General features: G+C 43.5%; 8 protein-coding genes. 1 reads left to right on the top strand and 7 read right to left on the bottom strand.

Features of this window, described 5'->3' with window-relative positions:
* Positions 1–144: 144 nt before the first annotated feature.
* The 7 genes from L0M98_RS12985 to L0M98_RS12955 form a co-directional block, all read right to left on the bottom strand.
* Complete coding sequence (locus tag L0M98_RS12985) at positions 145–768, bottom strand: hypothetical protein (RefSeq protein ID WP_227216347.1); 624 nt, start codon at positions 766–768, stop codon at positions 145–147.
* Between the two features lie 184 nt (positions 769–952).
* Positions 953–1,702, bottom strand: coding sequence for a DUF5131 family protein (locus tag L0M98_RS12980; protein WP_227216345.1), 750 nt, complete (start codon positions 1,700–1,702; stop codon positions 953–955).
* 235 nt (positions 1,703–1,937) lie between these two features.
* Positions 1,938–2,894 carry a FimB/Mfa2 family fimbrial subunit gene (locus L0M98_RS12975; protein ID WP_227216343.1) on the bottom strand — a complete coding sequence of 319 codons (957 nt, stop codon included), beginning with the start codon at positions 2,892–2,894 and terminating at the stop codon, positions 1,938–1,940.
* An 88-nt stretch (positions 2,895–2,982) separates the two neighbouring features.
* Complete coding sequence (locus tag L0M98_RS12970; protein WP_227216341.1) at positions 2,983–4,680, bottom strand: Mfa1 family fimbria major subunit; 1,698 nt, start codon at positions 4,678–4,680, stop codon at positions 2,983–2,985.
* 18 nt (positions 4,681–4,698) lie between these two features.
* Positions 4,699–6,216, bottom strand: coding sequence for a DUF3868 domain-containing protein (locus L0M98_RS12965; RefSeq protein WP_227216339.1), 1,518 nt, complete (start codon positions 6,214–6,216; stop codon positions 4,699–4,701).
* Between the two features lie 9 nt (positions 6,217–6,225).
* A complete protein-coding gene (locus L0M98_RS12960; RefSeq protein WP_227216337.1) occupies positions 6,226–6,801 on the bottom strand; it encodes a DUF3575 domain-containing protein in 576 nt (191 codons plus the stop codon).
* Between the two features lie 32 nt (positions 6,802–6,833).
* Positions 6,834–7,874, bottom strand: a complete 1,041-nt coding sequence (locus tag L0M98_RS12955) for a FimB/Mfa2 family fimbrial subunit (RefSeq protein ID WP_227216336.1) — start codon at positions 7,872–7,874, stop codon at positions 6,834–6,836.
* A gap of 496 nt (positions 7,875–8,370) precedes the next feature.
* Here L0M98_RS12955 and L0M98_RS12950 point away from each other — a divergent pair, with 496 nt between their 5' ends.
* Entirely contained in the window at positions 8,371–9,258 is an 888-nt protein-coding gene (locus L0M98_RS12950; protein ID WP_237961716.1) for an AraC family transcriptional regulator, read from the top strand.
* Positions 9,259–9,380 lie beyond the last annotated feature (122 nt).

Genomic DNA, 9,380 nt, shown 5'->3' with positions numbered 1-9,380 from the left:
GAAAGCCTTATTTTTACAAAAAAAAAGAACTGTCTAAAACTTGTTAGACAGTCCCTTTCTTTAAGTGGCTAATGTTGATAAGTTAATTCGTGAAGCTCTCTCGTTTCTCCTTCTGCTAATCCTTTCGCCCGTCGGTATTTATCGTTACGGGCGGTGTCCGGGTTTCGTTTGATTTGTAGGTATGTTGTTTCTGTATTGATTATCAAGAGGATCTGAATGATGCCATCCCCATCCTTTGACGTGTTTGTTTTTTCTGAGAAAGAAAAAAAGTATTGCGGGGGAATCTTGATCATAGCTCCATGGTTGATACCCGATAGTTCGAAGTTCATGGGCGAACAGATCTCTATGAGGTTGTAGTTCTTTTGTCGTGTTCATCAGGTAGGCGGGTATAGGAACACAATCGTATATGGCGAAAAAATAGATTTGTTGTTGTACCGGTTTTACCTTGAAATTGACATTCGGTTTTTCAATGAGGTTAAATTTGGCAAGGGATAGATTTTTATTAAGGTTAATAGGCATCTCCTTGCCCATGATGTAGGACGTGGCAAAATCAAATTTGTGTGTTTCCTTTGATTTTTGGAAAGGCTTTTTGTCGAATGTCATGATATTCAATTGTTCATTCCGAAGCGTGTCTTTATTCACGGGGTTCATGCGTGTTGCTTTGATGTCGGATTCGAGAGAATCCTTGCGGGGTAATGTTTTCTCTTGCGCGAAAGTGTATCCCGCTACCAGAACTTGAATCAAGTATATAAACATCAGTCGTTTCATAATTCAAGAATTTAATTGTTTATGAATGTGTTCACCCCCTCCCGAATAACAGATGATATTCTATATCGCATCCTGCTGAACAAATGTATGAAAAATATAAACACGTGTGTTCCAAAAACATCCTTATTTATCACGTTGTCTTTTTTTGTTTTTCTGAAGTTAGTTCCCGCACTGGCTCGTGTCCCTATTCCGCACTGAAGTTTATTCCCGCTTTTCGGGCTTGGGAATGTTGTTGGCGGTAGTTGATGGAGTATAATTTTCCGTCTTTCAAGAATTTGGCTCCGGTTTGTTTGAACCAGAACGAAACATTTTGCTCCGCGCATATATCGTGTAGTGCCATTATCCAATCGAAATCGCAGGAACGGGCTTCGTTGCCGGATTCCCCACCCGCTACAACCTGCTCGATCCATGAGCCGATATTGTATGGTGTCAGGTCGATTCGTTCCAAGAGTGGTTCGCAGATAATGATTTTGTGTTTTATCGGGGCGGTTTTGTAGATTGGTAAACGGTAATCCGCCCTGTCCTGATTTTCGACAGTGCAACAGATGGTTACATGATCGTATCCGTCGCCCCAGTCATCGGGCAGGGATGCTTGCAAACGGTCGATGCGTTTGGTTATAATCATAAAGCTTAAATCATTCCGGGAGCGTATCATTTCCCATGCTTCTGCACGCCATTCGTCGGCATCTTCGAGAAAGAAATCGGACGTGAAACACGTGTAAACCAGTGTCCCCGGGGGAATTTTATACTCTCCGTTTCGTTTTTTCAAGGTGGGTAAGTCAAAGCTCTTGGTTTTGGTGACGATGCTGCTGTCTATACCTCGTTTCGAGTCGCCCCGGTAAACATAGCAATGCTTGCATCCCGCGCTCAGTTTATGACAGCCATGCCACGGGTTCCACATTTTTGATTTCGATTCGATAGCGTTCTTTGTCATTTGTCCGATTTTTATGTATTCTTGCCGTCATGCTGAGCCATTATATGTTTTTATTGTTGTACAAGCTGATACATGATGCAAAAGTAATCATTAAAAACGGAAGATTGTGTCTTCGAAGGTGTGTAAATCTAAATTGAACTCTTGGAATATACGCGGGTTTAAGATTGATGGAGTATCTTGAAAAGTAGGAGGGAGATATTCCTTGCCTTTTGGTTTTTTTGGCGGAAGTATACCCTTAGAGTTCATCAATTTCTTCTTGAGAATACCAAGTCCAGCCATTGATGTTGATTTTTACTGCTACCCATGAAGCGTTGAGGTAGAAAACGATATGCCACGCGTCTTGGCGGTCAAAGTATTCTTGTGTATCCCATGTGCTTCCGGGCTCCTGTGTCTTGGCGAAATAATCGGAAAGACTGACATTAAACACCTTCTCGCCAGTCGCTTTCTCTGTCACGACAAGGCGGTTTTGCCGTTCTTTCATCAATCGCATGGTATTCAATCCCAATCTCACGGCAGAAGTGCTCATTTGCTCCTTGTAATAAGGATGATAGCTAAGCACGTCGTCCTCCTTCAATTGATTCAGATGATTCATATACCCGTTCGATTCTATGATTTCGTACTCGTAGTCGTTCAAGTTCAACGGATCGTCGTTCGAGAGGAACTGGAAGATAAACGATATTTTATTCGTGTTTTTTATCAAGTTAATTGTTTCCACTTGGTTTGTTTCTCCCGTGAAATGAACATCCATGATTTCCCCATACCAAAGCGGTTCCAATTCTTTGTCTATCACGAGAGAAGCTTCCCGTTTTAATTTTAACTCCAATGTCGAGATTAACGCTCCCGGAGCTAACTCGGGAAGGTCGTATGAATCGTGAACACCGGCCCAAGCCATCAGTTTGTATTCTCCGACAGGTAGTTCCACGTTCATCAGGTAGTTCCCCGTTGTCAATGGTTCCCCTTCTTCTGCTTGTTGGAAAAGGAATTTACCATCTTTGTCAAAAACATAAAGCTCCACTTTATCTACTTGCTTGTGGAAAGAGCAAACAGATTGCATATTGTAGTCATACTTGAACTTGACGAACAAACGACATTCCGGTAAGCTTTCATTAAAGGCATCGCAGGACACGAATATCCCGGAACTAATCATCAGGATTCCGAGAATAAATAAGTTTATATGACTTCCGAGCTTCATATCTTTCTTTTTTAATATATTTTCTCTATTTCAAAAGGAGTAAATTCGTGGGGAGCGCTCCCCACGAATGACAGGTCATCAGATTTAATTATAATTCTAACGATTGGCTATACCAAGTCCAAGGATTAATATCAATCTTGACAGACAAGTTTACTGCTTCACTTTCGTCCGGGATACCGGGATTCGGGTCTGGTATCGTCGGGTAGCCCGGGTTATTTACTTTGGTTATTCTTATATCATAAACAGAGTTACGAACGACGCCGAATTCTCCGAGTTCATTATCCGCGTCTTCCGTGTCATCATGTTTGATCATGATCGGGTAATAACTCACACCGCCTTTATAGTAAGTTATACTCCCGTGACGGGCTGCACCGTGAGTCTTTACAGCATCTTTATGAGCTTTGAAAGCGTCAACAACTTGATTAATTTGAGTCCACTCGTTTCCATCGCTGGCAGGGATATCTACTTCGGTCAACCCGATGGCTTTCAAATAAGCGTTCAACGCGTTGGCGATAGGCGTATTAATCATATCTGCATTTTCATCGAGATATTTACTTTCCATCTCTTTCTCGATATACAGCATCAATAACCCCCATGTATAGAAACCTCCGTCGTACATGATCCAATCTTCTCCACGTCTTAAAGCACCATCGTCAACAATATAACCTCCTCCTTCATCGTCCGTTTCTGTATACAAACCTTCACCGTTGGGTAATTCCATACCATGCGGAGAGAAAACAACTTTAAATAATACTTGTGTCGTGTAAGCCCACATGTTATGTGTTTTCGTCTGGGTGTTTTCCAAACAATATTCGCACTCCTCGTTCCCTACGTTTGCCGATTTCCAAGGAATAGTATTAGCCACCTCGGCTGCGTTATAATAATAATGATACTGTTTATCATAGTCGGACTTATTTACGGTCGGATCGACCTGTGTATCATAATTGGGATCTTTCCTGTAAGAACCGAGTTCGTATTGATCGTAAGGAGATTCGTATAAGTTATTATTATCTTCAGCCCATGTTGGGGTTCGTTGTGACACGGGGAAATACCATTTATTCGTCACGTTCAAAACCCATTCCGGCTGATAGATTTCAGCATAATCACTAACATTAGGTGAAGTCGTGTTGGGGTCATGAGCACGGGTCGGTATCATTTCTGCTTCCAAGCGTACCCTTACTTTTGACACAACCCGGTCTACACGAATCGATAAAGGTCGTGCTTGGGCTTTTTCAGCCGAATTGTAAAGGACTAAGTCTTTATCACTTCCATACTCGTATGAAGGCTCCAAACCACCTTTGGCATTCGTCATCATAAACTTATCTGTGGTAGATACATTGTTGACATTAAGTTCGTTAAGAGCCTCGTTAAAGGTTGCGAAATCTGTAAAACTCCCTTTTGCAGGCAAATTGTTAGCCGGATTGGCAATGATTAAAATTCTTTTGGATTTCGCGGGGACTTTAAATGCTTTTCCGGAATTGCCTTGCGTTTGTCCGGGTTTTCCGGCTTCTTCGGTAGACAGTATTTTATCCTCTGTCACTTTTTCATCTTCATCAAAGAATATCGCCCGGACTTCTTCCACGTTGGTTTCAGCCTTGGTACCCGTTTGCTGATTCGGGTCATGCAACGCTCTTCCCTGCGATTTGCTCGCGATGCTTACAGACACCCAAGCATCACCGGTCAGACTCGTCACGATGCCATCGTCATCATCCACGTTAACCTGATCTTTACTACACGCGGCAAACAACAATATTAGTGCTGCTGCCCAAAAATACATTTTCTTCATCGTTACAAAATTTAATTATTACTGATTGGTTTGTTTGTGATTCACTCTTGAATTTATTTCAATAGCATTCATTCTTTTCTTTTCAAGTTCTTTCATATTCTTACCAGCGACTTCAAGTCCGGCATTCATGGCTGTCTGAAGGTATTGTGCGGCTGTAACATAATCCCCTTTGAGAAGCGCCAGTACTCCCGCCGCGTTAGCGTACTCCGGCAATTCTTTTTGTTTCACCTGTTCCATGTGACGCCCCGCTGTTATCGTGTCTCCGCGAGAAAGGGCAGCGGCTGCCGCGTTCAGGCGGGCTATATCGTCCTCCGGGAATAATCGCACGGCCGTCTCGAACACATCTATAAATTCTTGAGACCCGTTCGGGTAGGTGTTCGCCACCAGATACATTTCATTCAGACTCAAGTTCTGCGGGCGTACCTTGATCACTTCCCGGGCCTCTTCAGCATTGAAATTCTTGACATGATATTCCACTTTACAAATCGCCACACGCAAAGAAGGGTAAATATTCCGGAGCAAATAACGATAAGGTTCTCCGCCGTGCAAACTCTTCAAACGGTTCTTTCTTTCCTGCCCGTCATAGAAATTGATAACGGTTTCTACTTCACTCTTGTATTCCACGTGCAGGCCCGCTAACGCTTTTCTTAACCCATCCCAGTTTTCACCACCGAAAACAATATGGTAAAGGGAAGTCGGGAACGTGTAACGACTTGCCAGATAATTTTTTAATGCCAATGCCCGTCCCTCGGATAAACGTTTATTATTGGCGAGAGATCCCTCCGGTGAAGCGTAGCCGATGATATCCAAGCGGTTGATCGTGATATTCGTATCAACACGTAGTTCATCGATCAAGGCATGAATCTTTGCCAGTTCCTTGGGATTGTTCATGTAATCCGGACGAATCACGATTTGATTCACCACAAAATCGAGGAACGTTTCTGCCTGTTTTTCGCGGTGCTTGACCGGTTCCGGAACCGGTTGGACGTACGCCATATAGGGAGTCACTTGATAAGGTACGGGTATCACTTCCAAAGTTACCGTATCCACGTCCACTATATCCATCAAGGCGATCTCGCCACACCCGCATTCATCGCGTTGAACCACCAGACGGGCTCCGGCCATCCATGACTCGTAAGGTAACGTGTATCTGTATTGAATTGTACGGTTTTCAACCTTAACACTTTTTTCTACCCGGTAAGGAACGAGATAAGCGGCCTGTTCGGCTTTACTCATCAGAGATCGTACACGCTCGTAATTCGAATACTCGTTACGTCCTTTGAGAGAAACACGCGGTAGTTCCAGCGTATCGGTGGACGACACCAGTCGCGGGATCAAATCCACGGCTCCCGCCGACCGAACTTTAACATGGTTGAGGATAAACTCCATTTCCACGTGTAGCGTTTCTCCGGACTGTAACACTCGTACCGGGGCAACTTTTATCGTCCCGTTATAGGAGGGTTTTGACTGGGCAACGGTAGTTAAAGTTCCAGACAGGAAAACTACTGCCGCGAAGGTTATATATCGTGTAATCATTCTCATGCTTTATTTTATTAAGTAGATTAATGAAATGCCAACTTTCGTGGGGCCCCAATAGTTTTTGTTACCTGACTTAATCATTGAACCACATTCCGCGCAAGGATATTTGTCGTAAACGACACGAGCGTATCCCAACCCGACGGTAGCCTCGAGTCCCCAGCGTTTTTTTAGAATCCACGCGTGTCCCACTGAAACTCCGGCCCCGTAAAGATGCCCCTCGTAACGGTTCTGTCGCATATTCTTGCTGATAAAAGACCAATCGGGGAAACCTCCTGCATTAAAGTCCGCGTAATGCCCGTGTAGCCCGACAAACGTGCGCCGGAAGCGTTCGCAGAACCAGTAACGAATCTCCGGTTGAATGCCCCAATGCCGCAAACGTGTACCGTCACTGAATTTCCACGGGTTATAGTTCACCGGAATATCCAATGTCCATTTCCGGGCAAAACCATACTCCAACCCAAGATTAAACGTTGTGGTCGCATCATACAGCAAGTTACTTTTTATACCGATTTTCTGGGCTTGCACCTTCGGTAGCACGCAACAGGTTAGCAAAACAATAAGTATCAGTTGTACTTTCTTCATTATTCTTCATTTATCATTAATCTATATCCAATCTATTCGTGTCTTATCGCGGCCCGCGTTATATGAAACTTTATTTTTTGAGTTTTTCCTTCTTGGGTTGAGACGTATGCATTTCTCACGGTATCCGAATCGTTATCCCCGTTCCGCGAGATCCGCTCTTCCTCCTCGTGTGCGATATCCGATTCATTGATAACCTTAATCACACCTGTAAGCGAGAGGCGTGAATTTAAAGGTAGCGTGTAGTTGTTCTTCGTATCACCATTCACGCTTTCTGTTTCGCTCTTCAGTTTACAGGAAAGGCTATTGCGGCCATTCATGTCTATCGTCAATTCAAAAGCCTTGGTAGCGTCGTCTACCGGGGTAAAATTGTTGAAAGGAAGGATAAGGCGGGTGATTTTCTTTACCCACGCGATTCCACGCTCTTTTTGTTCTTCGGTTATCGCATCTGAGTTATCGTCCAATGTATATTTACGGGTTTTAGTTCTATTGATAGTCCCGTTATCGTCCGACATCAATTTGATTCCGTCCGGAATACCGGAAAAAGTAATTCCGGTAAAATAATTTGTCATGTCTTCCTCTGCTTCCAACACGATATCCACCCGTGAAGCAAGCCTCTTGAGTTTAAGTGATAATGAGTTTTGTTCAAGATGTTCGTCGACCTTCGCCTTACCCCGCTCGGCGAGGATTTCAATATTTTTTATTTCTTGAAACATCGGAATCGGAACATCCGAACGAAAAACCGATTCCGGATACGTGATGTTGTCCAAATCGGTATAAGTGTGTACCTGCTTCAATGCATTCTGAACATCCTTTAATGTCGGTTCGTTAGCTAAAAACACGAAATTATATATACCGTCATTTATGGGATGTTGAATTGGTTCATCCAAAGTCGTATTATATAATACATTACTCGCGCATTGTCCGTTTACACGGAAAGCAAGTATTCGAAGAGTCTTTATTTCGTTGTCCAACGGATCTGTGTCTCGCGAATCACCTCCCCGTACGAGTAGATATGCCGTCGCTTCATCCGTCTCTTCCGGGTTCAAGCGTTCGCCTATGCATGAAGCAAACAAGCATAATATACTGATAAAAAGATGGATGTTTTTTTATTCATTCGCTCCGTGTAAATTGATTTTATGCCCCAATTAATCCATTTATAATAAATGTTTTATCCTATCTTTATATTGTAAGATATCACTTGTTGTTCCAAGACTTCGGCTACGTTTTCCCAAGAGATTCAAATTAGCCTGATAGTTACCTGAAATAATCTTCATACTTGTTATGTATTTTATTTTACCATTCTCTTGACTTCGATTCTTCTGACACTTTGCAAATGTCAGACGGCGATATGGGACTGGAGGTTATTGCTTGTTTTAAATTGGTTACACGTTTTTATATTTAACGAAAACGGCGGAAGTCCATTTTTGGTAAAACAGGACACGGTGTCTTCCCGGTAAACAGGCGGGTAAAATCTTTTACCGGGCACGAGGAGATGAGGATTTACAACAAGTCATCACCGCGTTCCAGTACCTGAAAAAATGAAACATTAGTAAAACACCTGTTTATTAAATGATTATGGAGATAGTGAATAGACATGAACACGAGCGGTGCCGTTACTTTGACAAGCCGGACAAGGCTGGAAAACCGGTCATAGAACTGGTGAGAATCGCGAAAGAGGATGAAGGAGACTGGCGTGTATCGAGTAACGAAATCGTCTTTTTCATGGAAGGACGGGTGCGGTTCGTTTCCGGTAACCTTCCTTTCGAGGGAATGAAAGGACAAATGTTGTTTCTGCCCGCGGGTAGACGCTACTCGTTCCGGGCGTTACAACCCGCGGAAGTGATAATATTCCGGGTGCTTGTCCCGGCTCGTTTGTGTGATAATTTCTCGCTGGAAAAACTATACGCGACCGAGAGGAAAGTCAAGGGTAATCGTAAACGGGCGACGCGCGATTATAGCGTTTTGGAGATAAACGCCCGCGTGTCGCATTTACTGGACAGGGTTCGGGACAGCCTGTCGGACGGGATCAAGTGTCGGGGGTATTTTGATTTGAAAATCAAGGAGTTTTTCCTGCTGCTTAGGGTATATTACTCGCGAGAGGAGATACACGATTTTTTCTATCTCGTGCTTAGTAAGGACACGATTTTTTCAGAACAGGTTCGGTTACACTGTCACGGGTGCCGGAGCGTGGAAGAAATGGCGTTGGCAATGCACTTGACGCCCCGGCAGTTCATGTCGAGATTCAAGTCCGTGTTCGGGCAGACCCCTTACAAGTGGGTGAAAGAGGAACGAGCCAATATTGTCCGGCAGCAATTGCTGTCGACGAGGAAACTCGTGAAACAGATCGCTTTTGAAAACGGGTTCAACAACGTGTCACAGTTAACGAGGTTCTGCAAAACGGAAATTGGCAATACCCCGACGGGTATAAGGGCGACAAATCATACTGATGGGCAATAATTGTAAACAAATATGTATTTTTTGATAACTATTAAATGAAATTTTAAGTTTATATTTGCAGTCGGATTATGATATACTTTGCTTCAATTCTTCTGACACTTGCAAAGTGTCAGAAGTGGCAT

This window comes from Butyricimonas sp. DFI.6.44, assembly GCF_022132345.1.
In the GTDB taxonomy this organism is placed as follows: Bacteria; Bacteroidota; Bacteroidia; order Bacteroidales; family Marinifilaceae; genus Butyricimonas; species Butyricimonas muris.
This window is presented reverse-complemented; position numbering and strand designations above follow the sequence as displayed.